Genomic DNA, 15,276 nt, shown 5'->3' on the forward strand with positions numbered 1-15,276 from the left:
AATTCATGTGCCTGCACGCAAAAGGACTGGTGGAGCCGAGGGGAATCGAACCCCTGACCTCGTCATTGCGAACGACGCGCTCTCCCAACTGAGCTACGGCCCCGTTCCAGTCCGAGCCGGATGTTCCGCGCTCCAGTGCGCCTTACCCGGCAAGCCGCGCTGTTAACGCAGCACCGTCGCGAAGCAAAGCGCAAATGCACTTGCAAGGCAGCGCATCACGATGATGGCGGCAGCGCTTCATCCTGAGTGCCCGCGATAGGAGCGCCCGCCCCGACCGCCGCATCAAAACCAGCCTGCTCCATCGACTCGGTTACCGGCAGCGTCGTGTCGATGATCATGCGCGGAGCATAAGGATAAGGTTCGCCATATGTCGCAAGATAATTGGCGTCCCATGCCGCGGCCTGCGCACGGTAGCTGTCATAACGGTCGAAAAAGGCGACGAAGACCCGCTCCAGATCGGGCAGGACCTGTGCTGCTGTGGTTTCAAGCTCGCCTTGAGGAACCAGCGCAAGCTGCTCGCTCATCTGCAAGGCTGCCTGGCAGAAGTCGGGAAGCACCGCGGGCAAGGCGAAATAATTGTAAACCTGCGTCATGTACGCGTCGCGCACAGCATTTGACTTGGCGCCAAATTCGCTGCGGAATTGCTCGTTCAGCGTCCGATTGGCCGCCGTCAGCTCCTTGTCATGCCCTTTCAGGAACATGCCGTAGTTTTCAGCCAGTGCAGCGTGAACCGGACCCGTGCAATTGAGTGCAGCGACATTGTAAGCCGAACGCACGTTCCAGATCATCTGTGAAGGAGTAAGGCCACTGTTGACCGTCTGGCGAACGCCATTTGCATCGACCGCCGGAATGCGCAGACCCTCATGCGCATTGTACGGCGCGATTGGGCGGGCGGGAAATGCCTCTTGCACAACCGGCGGCGGCGGCGGCGCCGGTTGAGGCGGCGGGGTGGAGCATGCCCCCAATGCCGCAATTCCGGCAGCAAGGCCAAACAGCGCACCCGCTTGCGAACCTTTGATAAACCGTGGAGTCATGTTCATTTGCCTTCTGGTCTGCATGGCCTGGCTCTGACGACCGGGGAATCGCACCACAGGCCCCGAAACGGGTGAGGCCTGCATGTATGCGCCAGATTGCATGGCCGGGTAAACCATCAAAAACAAAGAAAAACGCCCGATCGAGCCACTTGGCCGACCGGGCGTTTGCATCCGTCGTCGTTAAAGAGGATCAGTCGCGCTGGCCCATGAACATGAGCAGGAACTGGAACATGTTGATGAAGTCCAGATACAGGGTAAGTGCACCAAGGATCACCGCCTTGCCCATGAATTCGCTGCCGACAAGCTGGGCATACTGGTTCTTCAGCCGTTGCGTATCGTAGGCAGTCAATCCAGCGAAGATCAGCACGCCAAGGAAGCTGATTGCCCACATCAGTGCCGAACTTTGCACAAACAGGTTGATCACCGATGCAATGATCAGGCCGATCACGCCCATGATGAGGAAGCTGCCCATGCCGGACAGGTTTTTCTTGGTCGTGTAGCCAACCAGGCTAAGGCCAGCAAACGCGCCTGCCGTTGCAAAGAAGGTCGCGGCAATCGACGCTCCTGTGTACACCGCGAAAACGGTGGACAAGGATGCACCCATCAGCGCCGCAAATCCCCAGAACAACGCCTTGAGCGTCGATTCGGAAAAGCGGTTGGCGCCGAACGACATCGCAAAGACGATCGCAAGCGGCGACAGGACGATCAGCCACATCAGCGGCGAAGACATGACAGAAATGCCGAACGCGGTGTTCGCCATGACAAATGCCACTGCGCCTGTAAGCGCCACGCCTGCTGCCATGTAATTGTAGATGGACAACATGTATTTGCGCAGGCCGGCATCGAAACCTGCGGTCTGTTGCACCCGCCCATCAAAGCTCGGAGACGCGCCGAAGCCCGTCCGAGTGGGCTGGGGATCGTTCCAATTGGCCATTTTTCTCCAAACTCCTCTACCGGCCCGAACCATACTCGGACCGTTGCGCTCAATATCGCGATCTGTTCCGCATTTTTCAAGCGAAACCGGCGTGCGGCTCTCGTCCGCCGAATGCCTGCCGCTGGCGTAACGCACTCTTAATATTCGCGTCTGGATCAACGATCGGTTCAGACCATCATCACATGTCCCGTGCCATCTGCGCACTGCGGTCGCGCGCATTTGCCAAGGTACGGGTCATCAAACGCAGCAGCGCGTCATCGTCATCAAGTGTATCCAGCCCTGCCTGTGTAACACCGCCGGGCGAAGCCACCTGCCGCGCCAGATCCGCAGGCGAATGGGCGCTTTCCGCTGCCAGCTGCGCTGACCCGTTCACCGTCGCCAGCGCCAACCTGTCAGCCTGCTCACGCGGCAAACCCAAGGTCGCAGCGGCCGCAGCGAGCGCATCGATAAAGCGATAGACAAAGCCGGGACCCGAACCTGCCAAAGCGGTAACAAGATCAAACAGGCTTTCATCGGGCAGCCACTCCAGCGTACCCAGTGGAGCCGCCATTGCATCGACTTGGCTGCGCTCACGCTCGTTGATGTCAGCAGATACCAGCGCGATGGGCGATTTGCCAAGGCGTGCAGACAAATTGGGCATTACCCGCACGATGGCACGCGCCTCCGGAAAAAAGCCATCGAGAGTTGCCAGCATCGTCCCGGCGAGGATCGAAAGCACGATCGTATCGCTGCCGGCAAGAGGCCTGATACGGGGCGCGGCGTCCTTCAGCATCTGGGGTTTGATCCCCAGCATCACCATGTCGAACGCTTCATCAGGGAGGGTCTTGAGGAGACGCACGCCGCCGGGCGCGGCTTTCCGATAGGGATCAACGATAGTGAACATCTGTGAGTCCAGCCCCGCGGCAAGCCACCCGTCGAGCATTGCGCCTGCCATATTGCCGCACCCGACCAGCAGCATGCGTGCAGGCCGGCCGGCCGGCCTGTTCAATGTTGCATCATTCATCTCAGGCTTCTCCGGCAGCATCGACAAGAGCAGCATCAAGCGCGTCCTGCGGGTTCTTGTCACCCCACAACACAAACTGGAAGGCAGGATAGAAGCGGTCGCATTCTTCCACCGCCACCTCGACCGCGGTCTGCGCCTGGGACAGGCTGAGCAGGCCATCATCACCCAGCATCAGGCCATGACGGTACAGCAGGACCGATCCGTTGGACCAGATATCGAAATGTCCAAGCCACAATTGTTCGTTTACCAGCGTCATCAGCTCGAAAATGGCGACCCTTTTTGCGTCGGCCACCCGCACGTCGGGCAGACACAGCAACTGCAATACCTTGTCTTCCTGCCGCCAGATCGCCCGCAGCTGATACTTGGTCCAGGCGCCGCGCACCTCGCCGCTGATCTCGTCCTCGCCGATGAGTTCATAAGGCCAGTCCCGTGCTTCGAACAGGGACACCAGCATTTCGACAGGAGCCAGATCCTCTTCTTGAAGCATGCGGCGTTCTCCTGTCATCATCATTTAGGATCCTTCAGCTGCGGTGCAGGAACATCCCGCCTGCCCCCCGTGCCTGTTCACAAGGAACCCGGCAACCAATGTATCGCCCGATTTTGTGGACAGATGAACCCCGCTGTTGACAGCTTGTGGAAAAGCGCCCGCCCGAAGCAGGGCGCAAACAAGCAGTCGATGCGCGGTTTACGGCACAGGCAGAGGTTGGACGACCTGATCCGGCGGGTTGCTCCAGACAAAGGCATTGAGCCCCGATTCCTGCAACGCGGCCACAGCCCGCAAAGCGCTGCCGGTGTCGGGATAAGGTCCGGTCAGCAGCCGCCGCTCCGCGCCGGACGGTGCAAGGAAAGGATCGCGCCGCAGCAAGGTGAGGCCGGACAGACGCTTGTAGTTCTGCCAGCCGAAAAGAAGTGCTTCCAGGTCTGTGCCAGTACCCAGCTGAACCCAGATCCGTTCCTGCGTCAAGCCCGCACGAACAGGCGTCGCATCAGGCGGCGATGCAATCGTCGGCGCCGGCGTCGTTGCCAAAGCCAATTGCGTGGGGGCAGCCATCGGCAGGATTTCGCGAGGCTCCACTTCCAACGGCTGCTGTACGGGTGCCGGCTGTTGTCGCACCTGCGAGGCATCCCGTGGCTGAGGCGCGGTGGTGGCTGTTACAGCCGGCGCAGACGGCGACGCAGGCACCGGCGCAGGCGGCGGGGCTGGTGGAGGTGTCGATATCGGTACTGCTGCAGCCGGCGCCGCTGGACCCGTGCGCGCTTCGCGTGTCCGGGTCGCGAAGGCTGCGTCACGCGCAGCCTGTGCAGCACTGACACGTGTTCCCGACCGATCCGGACGGCGTGCAGAGACAGGACTGGTTATTGCGCCAGCAACTGAACTTGCCACCGGACCAGCGCCTGGCGCCGGAGCGGTACGCCCGCGCCCGGCAAGCCGGACCTCTCCTGTCTGTGGCAGGTCGCCAAGCTGGGGAAACATTCCAAGATTTGCCGCCGCCGCCTGTTGTGCCCGTGTAAGCCGCTTCATCGTCTGCATGTAAGGCGCAAGCCCGCTCGCCAATTCCTCGGGAAGCACCAGATGCAGGAGCGCTTCGGCCTGCTCTGCCTGATTGTCGATTGCCAGAATGAAAGCGCGTGTGCGCCAGGCGGCAAGATCCTGCGCATCGAGCAGCGGGCGCAACAACGCGTCGGCCTCTGCACGATTTCCGCCGATTGTCAGACTGAGGGCATGACGGCGGATCAACTCGCTTGCTGCATGGCTTACGGCACGGGAACTGGTCACCGGCAGTTGACGGTGAGCCAGATCGTAATAATGCGCTGCTGATGGCTGATCTCCGATGAGATCGTAAGCCAGCGCCCGATCGGCTGCCAGCGTATCAATCATGGCGCCGGCGCGCTGCGCGGCTGTGAACATGGCGATCGCCCGGTCCGCCGCGCCCTCCTGCACCATCAGCGCTGCCTCGACCGCACTCATTACCGGGTCGGACGGCATGACGGTTGCTGCCTGCGCAACATATTGCCGCGCCAGCTCGTAATGACCCAGCCGCACCGCCAACACGGCAGCCTCACGCAATGCAGCCGGGTTGGCGGGATCACTCTGCAGCCTGGCGCGGGCGCGCGCGAACGCCTGCGCGTCCGGGCCAGGCAGCGGCTGAACCACGGGGACCGCGGCGGCAGGCTGCGGCACCCAGATGCCAGAAATCGCCCCTGCTGCTGCCAACAAGGCGCAGGCAGCAACCAGGTGCCGGCGCTTACCGCCCGTTGCGCCCGAGGAACCGCGGCAGGCTGATCGTGGAACGGTCGGCATCGTCATCATCTTCATCGGCAGTTTCGGTCTCGCCGCGGCTACGGGAAAGATTGGCCATCCTTTCGAACAATGTGCTGCCACCGCCCGACAGGCGGGGCGGTGTTGCAGGGCCGCGCGACGCAATGTCTGCACTGCGCACAGCGGGTGTGCCTGCCGGCCCCGAGACTTCAGGCGCCGTCAGCTGCACGGGAGGCTCGACCGGCAACTCCTCCATCCCGCCAAGCAGCAATTCATCGTCTGCCGCATCGGCAGGAGGGTGCGACATGGCTGCCGACGCATCCCGATCAGGTCGTACCGGGATCTGTGTCGCGGGATCCTTCCAGCCGCCATGCACCGCGTCATCGGCTGCATGGTCGTGTGCCGTTGCCGGCGCGACCGTACCGGCACTGATGCCGGCAAGATGGCCTTGCCCCGCTGTCCGGGCAGGAGCACGCCCCGAGCCTGGAGAAAAAACACTTGCCGCTGCCTGTGGCGCTTGCGCGACATGGTCGATACCAGTTGCAACGACAGAGACACGGATTCGGCCTTCAAGATCGGGGTTGAACGCAGAACCCCAGATGATGTTGGCATCGGGGTCAACGAGGTCGCGGATGTGATTTGCCGCCTCGTCGACTTCCATGAGCTTCATGTCCTCGCCACCGATGATGGAGACGATCACACCCTTGGCGCCCTTCATCGACACGCCATCGAGCAGGGGGTTCGCAATGGCTTTCTCCGCTGCGTCCAGCGCGCGATTGTCGCCTTCGCCCTCGCCTGTTCCCATCATTGCCTTGCCCATCTCGCCCATGACGGATCGCACATCGGCAAAGTCGAGGTTGATAAGGCCCGGCATGACCATGAGATCGGTGATCGAGCGCACACCTTGCTGCAAAACTTCGTCAGCAAGCTGAAACGCCTCCTTGAAAGTCGTATCGGGGCTGGCGACAAGAAAAAGGTTCTGATTGGGAATGACGATCAGCGTGTCGACGGTTTTCTGCAACTCCTCGATACCGCTTTCGGCGGTGCGCATCCGCCGGCTGCCTTCGAACATGAACGGCTTGGTGACGACACCTACCGTCAGCACGCCCTTGTCCCGCGCCGCTTTGGCGATGACTGGCGCTGCGCCGGTGCCGGTGCCGCCACCCATGCCGGCTGCAATGAAGCACATGTGGACGCCATCCAGCATGCGCTCTATTTCGTCGATCGTTTCCTCAGCCGCCGCGCGGCCGACCTCGGGGCGGGCACCTGCACCAAGGCCCTGCGTGATCTCGGGCCCAAGCTGGATGCGGTCTTCCGCCGTGGCGCTGTTAAGCGCCTGCGCGTCAGTGTTCACCACGACGAAATCAACGCCCTCGATGTCGGACCGAATCATGTTGGCGATCGCGTTGTTGCCCGCCCCGCCGACGCCAATGACCAGGATGCGTGGGCGCAGTTCCTCGACCGCTGGGGGACCGATATTGATGCTCATGAAAGTCTCCGAGAAGGTGCTGCGATATGCGTTCCCCTGTTCCCCGTGCGCTTCTGGCACAGAACGAAAACCGGGGGCAAAGATTAAATCGACATTTCCACATGCTTCCTGCGTTTGCAGCAAGGCAGGCTTGCGCCGCGGGTCAGAAATACTCCCGCACCGCACGCATCAGCCTTGATGCGAGCTTCATTCTGCCTGCGGCGCCATGTTCCTGCCGACCAGGCGCGGGCGATCTGATGTCGGACGGATTCGCCGCGGCATGCAGCACCAGGCCTGAAAGAACCGCAAAGCCCGGCGTGGCGTGCGCTTCGGGGAGGCCCTTCATCGCTGGCGGTCGCCCGATCCGCACCGGTCGGCCCAGAGCCTGCTGCACATGGTCGGCAAGTCCGCTCAACTCGGCGCCGCCGCCTGTCAGCACGATCTGCCTGCCCGATCCCTTGTGGCCAAGGGAGAAGCCCAGTTCCTTCAATGCACGGGTGATCTCATCGGTCCAGCGATCGAGTTCTCCGGCAATGATCGAAACCAGCTCGGCACGCGGCACCATGTTTTCAGGCGCAGACGAATCGGCGTCGAGCGGAATGGATTCGCGATAATCGGCAGGGCTGGCGATGGCAGAGCCATGCACGCATTTCATGCGCTCCGCCTGCGCGCGGCGAATCCCGAACGAAGATGCAATTGCGTCGGTAATGTCGTTGGAGCCATAAGGCAGGACATCTACGCCAACGAGCATGCCGCCTGCATGAACGGAAACCTGCGTGATTTCCGCGCCGAAATCGATGACGGCAACGCCAAGCTCGCTCTCTTCCTCGAACAGGCAGGCCCGGCCAGTCGCCAGCGCACCGCCGACCATGCCTTCCACATCGAGGTGCGCGCTTTGCACCGCTTCCATCAGATTGCGCAACGGACCGCCCTGTGCATCCATGACATGGATTGCGACGGAAAGAGTGTCGGCATGGAGGCCGACCGGATCGACCACACCCTCGGCACCGTCAAGTGTATAGAACGTGGGGTGCGCATGCAGCACGAACCTTTGGTCAGCAGCGCCTGTCGGAAGGACATCATCGCGCGCCAATGCCAGAAGTTCGTCGACGTCCTCCTGCTCGATCCTGCGGCCACCGATGTTGAGCTCAATGTCGCGAATGGTGCTTTGCAAACCCACGTTCGTGCAGCCGATCCACACCGAGTTCACCTGCGTATCGGCAGCGCGTTCGGCACGTTCTATCGCGTCGCGCAGGGCGTAGCTTGCCGCGTTCCGATCAGTGACATAGCCCCTGCTGATCCCCTCGGCCGCGCGGTGGCCCGAGCCAAGGACGATCATCTCACCATCTGTCGACATCCCTGCAATCATTGCGGAAATACGAAAACTGCCGATGTTGATTGCAGCAAATATCTTTTCGATGCGCGGTGTCGCCACAGGTTCAGCCTCCTGCCTGTTGAGCAGCGCGCTTGCGCTCTGCGGCCAGCACGGCCTGCTCATCCGCATGTCCCGGCACCCGCAGATACATACGGTCAGAAGCCCGCATGTCGAACACCGCAACCTTTCCGCCCAGCAGACGATTGGCTTCGTTCATGCGCGCGAATGAAACCAGCGCCTGCGATGCTTCGGCCGAGCCTTCGGGCAAGGCAATGATCTGCCCGGTCGCAAAGGTGAGATTCCATCGGCGGTTGCCGATCCACTCCGCTTCACGGACGATGCGCTTCAGCGCCGGTGCGAGGTCGAGCAGACGCGACAGGTCGGCCACCCGTCTTTCAGCGCCATCGCCTGACAGCACCAGCATCGTGCCGGCACGGGGGCGATCGACAAGTTCGAGCTGATGTCCGTCGCGGTCAATCAGCACATGATCCCGCCCACGCCTCAGCACTGCATGGGGCGTTCGCTCCACCACATCGATGACGAGCGTATCGGGCAACTGGCGCGATACGCGCGCTTCCCTTACCCACGGCATCTTTACCAGACTGGAGCGAATGACGGTAAGATCGAGCAACGGCATCGGTGTTTCGCGTGCGGCAATCACGGCAGCATAGATCGCCTGTTCGTCCATGCGCTCGACGCCGCGTACATCGACGCGGCGCACGATCAGCCCTGCTTGCGCAGCAGCGCTTGCAGTGTGTTCGCGCAACATTTGCGGAACGCCCGCAGCTATCGCCAGTCCCCACAGCGCCAGCACTACAGCAATCAGGATCAGCGTCTGGAACATACGTTGCAGACCGTGTTCGGATACCGGCAGCGACGCCATCAGCCGAACCATCGTGCCGCCTGCCTTGCCACGACCGCCACGCTGACGCCGCGCCTTGCCCGCAGTCGCACCCCCGCGACGACTGCTCTTGCTGCGCACCGCCGCGTTCATGCAGCAGGCTCCACCGGATCGCCGGCAAAGCGGCCGATGCGGGCAATTTCCCATTCGAGCAGGATCCCGCTGTGCGCATGCACCCGACGGCGGACTTCCTCGCCAAGCATCTCGATGTCACGGCTGGTCGCACCACCGGTGTTGACAAGGAAATTGGTGTGCTTTTCGCTCACCTGCGCCGCGCCTACCGCGAGACCACGACATCCAGCCGCATCGATCAGGGCCCATGCCTTCTGTCCTGGAGGGTTTTTGAAGGTGGATCCTCCGGTTCTGGTGCGCAGCGGCTGGCTCTCTTCGCGCTGTCGAGCGATTTCATCCATGCGTGCGCCGATCGCCTGAGGATCGCCCGGCGTGCCGGTAAAAACGCCGGACAGCACGATGGCGTCACCCGGCAGGGCGCTGTGCCGGTAGGAAAACTGCATTGCCTCGGCCGATATGACCTGCTGCCGCCCATTGCGCAGCATGACCGCACATTCGCGCAGGATGTCTGCCGTTTCCCGGCCGTAGGCACCGCCGTTCATTCGGATGAAGCCCCCTACCGTACCGGGAATGCCGCGCAGGAACTCCAAGCCTGCCAAACCTGCGTCGCGCGCATGGCTTGCGGCGCGGATGCCGCTGGTTGCGCCGCCCAAGCGCAGCGTGGTCGCGTCTGTCTGCACAATCGAAGCAAATTGCTTGCCAAGTTGCACGACGACGCCTTCGACGCCGCCATCGCGCACCACCAGATTGGACCCAAGGCCAAGTGTCATGATTGGCACCCAGTCTGGCAAGGCGGCCAGAAACTGTCCAAGATCATCGGCATCGGCAGGTGCAAACAGCACGTCAGCGGGCCCGCCTGTCTTGAACCAGGTCGACCGTGCAAGTGGCGCATCCAGCGTGATGGTGCCGCGCGGCATGGGCAAGACAACGTTGCCGTGGCGCAACGCCACCTCAAGCACTTCGTCGCGATGAGTAACCACACCTGCCATCATGCAGCTCCGGCCAGTCCGCTGCTGCTGCTGGCTGTTGAAGAGGCGTTTACCAAATCTGCAAGCTGCGCTGCCCAGCGAGTGATGTCCCCGGCGCCCAGGCAGACGACCACGTCACCGGGTGCGACAAGATTCTGCAGTTGCAAGGTCAGCATCTCGAGATCATCGACACAGGCAGCGTGCCTGTGTCCTCTCGCTTTCAAACCTGCGACCAGGGCTGCGGCGTCAACACCAGCGATCGGATCTTCTCCGGCGGCGTAGACAGGAGTGACAAAGACAACATCGGCATCGTTGAATGCGCTTTGAAACTCTTCCAGATGATCGCGCAGGCGCGTATAGCGATGGGGCTGCGCTACGGCGATAACCCTGCCTTGTACGCCTTCGCGCGCAGCTGACAGAACCGCCCGGATTTCCACCGGATGATGGCCATAATCGTCGATTACCGCGACTGGCGAGCCTGCCGTGGCAATCTCCCCCGCCTTCGTAAAGCGCCTGCGCACGCCGCCAAAGCGGGCAAATCCGTCCTTTATGGTAGCAAAGGAACATTGCATTTCCACCGCTACGGCGGCAGCGGCCAGCGCATTTTGCACGTTGTGGCGGCCAGGCATGGGGAGGTGAATGGCGGCGATCCGGTCAGTGGATCCATCCCGGTTGCGTATCACCACATCAAACTGGTTGCCGCCCGGCACCGGCGTGACGTTCTCTGCCCTCACGTCGGCCTGGGCAGAGAAGCCATAAGTCACGGTCCGCCGGTCCCGGATACGTGGAAGGATTGCCTGCACCTCGGCATGGTCAAGACACAGGATGGCAGCGCCGTAAAACGGGACGTTCTCCACAAATTCCACGAAGGCATTCCGGACCTTGTCGAAGCTGCCATAATGATCGAGATGTTCAGGATCGATGTTGGTCACAACCGCGATCGTGCCGTCAAGCCGCAGGAAACTGCCGTCGCTCTCGTCGGCTTCGACCACCATCCAGTCGCTTTCACCAACCCTTGCGTTGGATCCATAGCTGTTGATGATGCCGCCATTGATGACGGTAGGATCGATGCCGCCTGCGTCCAGGACCGCTGCAATCATCGATGTGGTGGTGGTTTTCCCATGTGTTCCGGCGACGGCGACAGTGCGCTTCAGCCGCATCAGTTCGGCCAGCATTTCAGCACGACGCACCACCGGGATGCGTTGATCAATGGCCGCAACCACTTCGGGGTTGTCCCGGCGGATTGCTGTCGAGGTCACAAGCACCGCGACACCTTCGACATTCTGCGCCTGCTGCCCGATCATGATCCTGATGCCCCGCGCGCGCAGGCTTTCGATCACCGGACTGTCGGCAATGTCGGACCCTTGCACCTTGTAGCCCAGATTGTGCATGACCTCGGCGATGCCGGACATGCCGATCCCGCCGATACCGGCAAAATGGATCGTGCCGATGTCGATGCCAACGCGCGTCATGCGCGCACGCCCCGCCTGATGCCGATTGCAACGGCGTCCTGCTGCTGCAGGCGGATGACGTCCATCAACGGAGCGCCGCCTGTGCTTTCGACCAGATCCGCCAGATCCTTCGCAGCATCGGGCTGACCACAATTCCAGGCCTGATGCGCGGCATGGGCGAGTGCCGAACCATCCCGTGCAAACGCCTCGACCTGCCGCGCCAGCGCCGCAGCCGTGAAATCACGCTGCGCCATGGCAACAGCACCGCCGGCCTCCACCAGTTCGCGGGCATTCGCAGTTTGATGATCGTTGGTTGCGATGGGAAGCGGGATGAGTATCGAGGGGCGTCCCACTGCCGTCAGTTCAGCGATGGTCGACGCCCCTGCGCGGCCAATGAACAGATGCGCATCGGCTAATCTCTGCGCCATATTTTCAAAATAGGTCGCCAGATCCGCGCTGATATCATGGCGGGCATATTGCGCACGAACCTCATCGATGTCTTCAGGCCGGCACTGCTGCGTGACATGAAGCTGCGCGCGCACAGCGAGCGGCAGCATTGCCAGACCAGCAGGCACGACTTGCGACAGAACGCGCGCGCCCTGACTGCCGCCCGTCACCAGCAGACGCAGCGACCCGCCGCCGCGATAGGGCGGGAACGGCTGATCGCGCAAGGCGAGCACAGGCTCGCGCACGGGATTGCCGACCTGCCGCACCTTGGCCCGGGCAGCAGCAGGCATGCGATCGACTTTCCCGTAAGCAGTGGCCACGGCATAGGATCGCGCGGCGAGCAAACGGTTGACGCGCCCGATGACTGCGTTCTGTTCGTGTATGACGTAAGGCACACGTGCTGTCTGGGCGGCCAACAGTGCGGGCAAGGCCGGATAGCCACCAAAACCGACAACCGTGGATGGCCGGTACTGGCGCAGCAGCGAAAGCGCCAGCCGGCGGCCAGTGCGGATCGCGTTTAAGGCACGCAACCGGTCCATGAAAGATCCGTCCATCCGCCCGGCAGGAAGCAGGTGCACATCAACGCCGTCGGGCACCCCGGGGATGCGTGCACCGCGCGCGTCCGTGACCAAGGCCACCTTGTGACCTCGCGCGAGCAATTCCGAGGCAAGCGCGAAGGCTGGCAACAGGTGCCCTCCTGTCCCGCCTGCGGCGAGCAGGTAGTGACGCACAACAGCGCTCATCTGCGTGGCCGCGCCTGCATGGCGTGGAATCCGTCTCGCGCCAGAAACGGATTGCGCCGCGTCATGACCAGCATCATCCCGGTGGTGAGGCAAAGTGCGATCATGGAAGAACCGCCATAGCTGATAAGCGGCAGGGTCATGCCCTTGGAGGGGAAAAGCTGCAGATTGACAGCGATGTTGATGAACGCCTGACCGCCCAGCAAGGCTGCAAGACCGGTTCCCGCAAGCATGGTGAACATGTCCTCTGCCTGGCGCACACGCCGTAGCACGCGCAGCACCAGAGCTCCGAACAGCAGCACGATCAACGCGACCGCAACCAGCCCGAATTCCTCTCCGATGACAGACAGTATGTAGTCAGTGTGCGCCTCTGGCAGTGAATTCTTCCGTTCTCCCATCCACAGGCCGCGGCCGGTCCAGCCGCCCGACAGCAATGTGCGACGCGCCAGATCGACCTGGCTGTATGCTTCCCCCCCGCCGATGAACGCATCGATCCGGTGCCGGGCATTGTCGTAGAAGAAATACGCGGCAACAACGATCGCCATGATGGCACCTACGGCCATGGCTATGTAGCGGACAGCGAGGCCGGCGCCGATCACCAGAACGATCCACATGCCGCACAGAAGCATGGCGGCACCAAAATCAGGCTGCAGCATCAGCAAGACCACGCCAATGGCGAGCAATACGGCCGAAATGCTCATCACGGGCAGCGACGGGTCACGCACCTTCCAGGACAATAGCCATGCCAAGGTGATTGCACAGGCAGGCTTGTAGAACTCACTGGGCTGAAACGAAAAACCCAGATTGATCCACCGTCTGGCGCCATTCACTTCCACTCCGACGAATGGAACAAGCACCAGCAGCACCAGCATCGCAGCGGTAAGCAGAATGGAAAAGCGGCGCACCGTCTCGCGTTGCATCATCGACACTGCCAGCATGACGCAGGTTCCCAGCAACAGCCAGACGATGTGTGGCCAGAAGAAATACAGGTCCGGCAGACGCGTTGCCGCAGTAGAGAGGCGTCGGGCGCTGGCCGCCGAACCGGCCGCAACCCCGACAACTCCCAGAAGCATGAGGGCAGCTACGATGCCAAGCAGCACCCGATCTATTTCGCGCCACCAGACAGCGAGGGCACGGCGGCGTCCCTGCCGGTAGCGGGCCGATCGGTTGACGACATGGACCCCGCCCACGCCAGGTTCGAAATTGCCACTTTCGAAGTGACCGCTTCCAAAATGAGGCGTGACGATCATGTCCGGCGTCCCCGCCACAGCCGGCGTTCTGCCTGACGATTGTGCTGTCGTTCCTGAGCGAGTGCGGCGACAAGTTGAGTAAAGCACAAGCCGCGTTTTTCATAATCGCGGAACTGGTCGAAGCTGGCACATGCGGGTGACAGGAGAACCACATCGCCGGGCGCAGCAGCAAGGGCTGCGGCACGCACCGCCTCGCCCAGCATTTCTGCCCGCACGACAGGCACTATACCGTCCAGCAATCTTGCGAACATGTCCCCTGCTTCGCCAATCGTGTAAGCCGCTGCCACATGCGGCAACCACGCCGCGCATTCCCCCAGATCATCACCTTTGGCAAGCCCGCCGAGAATCCAGTGGATTCGCGGATGTCGGCCCGGAGGAAATGCTGCCAGTGCCGGCGCGCTTGACGCAGGGTTGGTTGCCTTGCTGTCGTTGATGAAAGTTATTCCGCCAATATCCTGCACCCGCTCCATCCGGTGCGGCAGGCCCCTGAAACTATGCAATGCCGCCGCAATATCGTGGTCATCCACGCCGATCGCCCTTGCCAGCGCCGCCGCCGCCGCAGCATTGGCAAGATTATGCGGACCCTGCAGTGCAGGCCAGTCTTCCTGATGACCCGGTAGGCTCACATCCTCGATCAGGACAGGCGCTCGCCCGGCAAGCACAGCGTTGACTGGCGCGACCCGATCGAAACTGCCTTTGTCGACCACCGCAATCTGCGCAGGGTCCTGCATCTTGAAGATGCTGGCCTTCGCAGCAGCATAAGCTTCGAAATCCGCATCGTACCGGTCAAGATGGTCAGGCGTGATATTGAGCAGCGCTGCCGCTTCGCAATTCAGCGACCGGGTGATGTCAAGCTGATAGCTTGACAGTTCCAGAACGTAGATACCGCCCTTGTCCAGCGGGTCACCTGCAAGCACGGGCAACCCGATGTTGCCGCCCATGCGCGTTGCAATCCCTGCCTCTGCCAATATGTGATGGACCAGCGCGGTCGTGGTCGACTTGCCGTTGGTGCCGGTAATGCCGATGACCTTGTGCGCGGGCAATCCGCTCCGTGCCTGCGCGAAAAGCTCGATATCCCCGATGACAGGAACGCCTGCCGCATCCGCTATTGCGCCGATGGGGTGGCTGTTGAGCGGAACACCGGGCGACACGATGATCCCGTCGAAACCGGCGACGGCTTCGCTGGTCAGCGCACCGATCTTTATGGCCCCATTCGTCAGCTTGACCGCCATCTGCTTGGCATCTTCATTGCGGTCCCAAGCCAGCACATCGGCGCCAGCGGCCAACAGCGCCCGAGCGCTTGCAAGACCGCTGCGGGCAAGACCCAGAACACCGTACCGTCGGCCACCAAAGATTTGGCGCGAAAGCATGGA

Annotated in this window: 13 protein-coding genes and 1 tRNA gene; all 14 read right to left on the bottom strand. The window is 62.0% G+C overall.

Annotation, left to right across the window (positions count from 1 at the left end):
• Nucleotides 1-27: 27 nt before the first annotated feature.
• Nucleotides 28-103, bottom strand: a tRNA-Ala gene (locus RM533_RS05540).
• A 112-nt stretch (nt 104-215) separates the two neighbouring features.
• The gene (locus RM533_RS05545) at nt 216-1,034 is read right to left on the bottom strand and encodes a hypothetical protein (RefSeq protein WP_311340222.1); all 819 of its coding nucleotides are present in this window, start codon (nt 1,032-1,034) and stop codon (nt 216-218) included.
• Nucleotides 1,035-1,224: 190 nt separating this feature from the next.
• Nucleotides 1,225-1,968 (bottom strand): Bax inhibitor-1/YccA family protein, encoded by a 744-nt coding sequence (locus RM533_RS05550; protein WP_311340223.1) that lies wholly within the window; start codon nt 1,966-1,968, stop codon nt 1,225-1,227.
• Between the two features lie 178 nt (nt 1,969-2,146).
• Entirely contained in the window at nt 2,147-2,926 is a 780-nt protein-coding gene (locus RM533_RS05555; RefSeq protein WP_311340410.1) for a pyrroline-5-carboxylate reductase family protein, read from the bottom strand.
• A gap of 46 nt (nt 2,927-2,972) precedes the next feature.
• Entirely contained in the window at nt 2,973-3,482 is a 510-nt protein-coding gene (locus tag RM533_RS05560; protein WP_311340224.1) for a type III secretion system chaperone family protein, read from the bottom strand.
• 174 nt (nt 3,483-3,656) lie between these two features.
• On the bottom strand, nt 3,657-5,126 hold the full coding sequence (locus RM533_RS05565) for a hypothetical protein (RefSeq protein WP_311340225.1): 1,470 nt from the start codon (nt 5,124-5,126) through the stop codon (nt 3,657-3,659).
• 91 nt (nt 5,127-5,217) lie between these two features.
• Nucleotides 5,218-6,720 (bottom strand): cell division protein FtsZ, encoded by a 1,503-nt coding sequence (gene ftsZ, locus RM533_RS05570; RefSeq protein ID WP_311340226.1) that lies wholly within the window; start codon nt 6,718-6,720, stop codon nt 5,218-5,220.
• Nucleotides 6,721-6,862: 142 nt separating this feature from the next.
• On the bottom strand, nt 6,863-8,134 hold the full coding sequence (gene ftsA, locus RM533_RS05575; RefSeq protein WP_311340227.1) for a cell division protein FtsA: 1,272 nt from the start codon (nt 8,132-8,134) through the stop codon (nt 6,863-6,865).
• Nucleotides 8,135-8,138: 4 nt separating this feature from the next.
• Entirely contained in the window at nt 8,139-9,068 is a 930-nt protein-coding gene (locus RM533_RS05580) for a cell division protein FtsQ/DivIB (protein WP_311340228.1), read from the bottom strand.
• Nucleotides 9,065-9,964 carry a UDP-N-acetylmuramate dehydrogenase gene (gene murB, locus RM533_RS05585; protein ID WP_311340411.1) on the bottom strand — a complete coding sequence of 300 codons (900 nt, stop codon included), beginning with the start codon at nt 9,962-9,964 and terminating at the stop codon, nt 9,065-9,067. Before murB ends, RM533_RS05580 begins: the two co-directional genes overlap by 4 nt.
• A gap of 71 nt (nt 9,965-10,035) precedes the next feature.
• Entirely contained in the window at nt 10,036-11,487 is a 1,452-nt protein-coding gene (gene murC / locus RM533_RS05590) for a UDP-N-acetylmuramate--L-alanine ligase (RefSeq protein ID WP_311340229.1), read from the bottom strand.
• Nucleotides 11,484-12,656, bottom strand: a complete 1,173-nt coding sequence (gene murG / locus RM533_RS05595; protein WP_311340230.1) for an undecaprenyldiphospho-muramoylpentapeptide beta-N-acetylglucosaminyltransferase — start codon at nt 12,654-12,656, stop codon at nt 11,484-11,486. Before murG ends, murC begins: the two co-directional genes overlap by 4 nt.
• Complete coding sequence (locus tag RM533_RS05600; RefSeq protein ID WP_311340231.1) at nt 12,653-13,903, bottom strand: FtsW/RodA/SpoVE family cell cycle protein; 1,251 nt, start codon at nt 13,901-13,903, stop codon at nt 12,653-12,655. The genes murG and RM533_RS05600 overlap by 4 nt, the downstream gene beginning before the upstream one ends.
• Nucleotides 13,900-15,273 (bottom strand): UDP-N-acetylmuramoyl-L-alanine--D-glutamate ligase, encoded by a 1,374-nt coding sequence (gene murD, locus RM533_RS05605; RefSeq protein WP_311340232.1) that lies wholly within the window; start codon nt 15,271-15,273, stop codon nt 13,900-13,902. Before murD ends, RM533_RS05600 begins: the two co-directional genes overlap by 4 nt.
• Nucleotides 15,274-15,276: the final 3 nt, after the last annotated feature.

Source organism: Croceicoccus esteveae (assembly GCF_031846435.1).
Taxonomy (GTDB): domain Bacteria; phylum Pseudomonadota; class Alphaproteobacteria; order Sphingomonadales; family Sphingomonadaceae; genus Croceicoccus; species Croceicoccus esteveae.